The sequence below is a fragment of the Streptococcus sp. 1055 genome (genome assembly GCF_013276815.1).
Taxonomy (GTDB): Bacteria; Bacillota; Bacilli; order Lactobacillales; family Streptococcaceae; genus Streptococcus; species Streptococcus pseudopneumoniae.
This window is the reverse complement of sequence record NZ_VMLT01000081.1, coordinates 1-1167: the sequence shown is the minus strand read 5'-3', so window position 1 is coordinate 1167 and position 1167 is coordinate 1. Positions and strand designations below refer to the sequence as shown.

Here is a 1167-nt window from a genome sequence, read left to right as displayed (position 1 = left end):
TGGAACCGTTAGAGTTGAGATAGTACCATGAACCATTCACTTGTGCCCAACCTGTTGCCATGGAACCGTTAGAGTTGAGATAGTACCATGAACCATTCACTTGTGCCCAACCTGTTGCCATGGAACCATCAGTATTATAAAAATACCACATACCATTTTCTTGTTTCCAACCTGTTGTTGGAGCAACTGGTTTAGCTGATTCTACTGCTGCGTTTGTTCCTTGGTTAGATGTAACAGATACAGGATACGAAGGAATAGATGATTGCTCAGGAACAACAACTTTTTCAGGTTCTCTCGTCCCTCTCCTTATACGTCTTTTTACCATCTCTTTAGTAATTTGACGAGAAGTAGTTTCTTCAATTGTTCCATCACGTTCATCTACAGTATAAATTGTAGTAAGCGTAATTTCACCAATTTCTCCTGCTTCTTCTACTTCTTGACCTTTATCAAGAGTTGGGTCATCGAGATATTCTGTTTCAATTGGAATTTCTTGGACAAGAACTTGGGGCTTGGTTCCTTTTTTAACAACTCTTGTTTGAGAGTCTTCTTTTTGACTTAAAGTACTCTCAGTTACTTGTCCACTCTTTCCATCTACATCATAAGTTATCGTTGTAACTGTTTTCCCATTCTTTCCTAGAGTAATCTCTTGCTCCTGTCCTGCAGAAAGGTCATTGTCTGCTTCATATTTAGTAGCAAATGGAACAAGAACTTCTTCAACCTTACTTTTAGCTGGAACTTTAATAACTGTATCCGTGGCTTCTTTTTTCTCTACGGTAACCTTTTCGGTAACCTTACCAGTCTCTGAATCAACATCGTAGGTCCTTGTCGTGATTACATAGCCATCTTCTCCGTCAACCATCTCAATAGAAGCTCCTCGGTCTCTACTTTCATCTTTTTCATAACGGATGACACTTGTAGGAAGGACTTCGCGGTCAACCTTGCTTTTGGCTGGAACTTTGATAACTGTATCCGTGGCTTCTTTTCTGTCTACAGTAACTTTTTCGGTAACCTTACCATTCTCTGGATTAACATCGTAGGTCGTCGTCGTGGTTACATAGCCATCCTCTCCGTCAATTGTAACAGGATTTTCACTACGAGCTTTACTTTCATCTTTTTCATAACGGATGACACTTGTAGGAAGAACTTCACGCTCAACTTTGCTCTTGG

At 40.1% G+C, this 1167-nt stretch carries 1 protein-coding gene; it reads right to left on the bottom strand.

Translation table 11 applies throughout. The annotated features are described in order from the left end of the window. A partial coding sequence (locus tag HT699_RS07480; protein WP_240149887.1) for a PspC-related protein choline-binding protein 1 occupies positions 1-1167 on the bottom strand: 1167 nt, incomplete at both ends.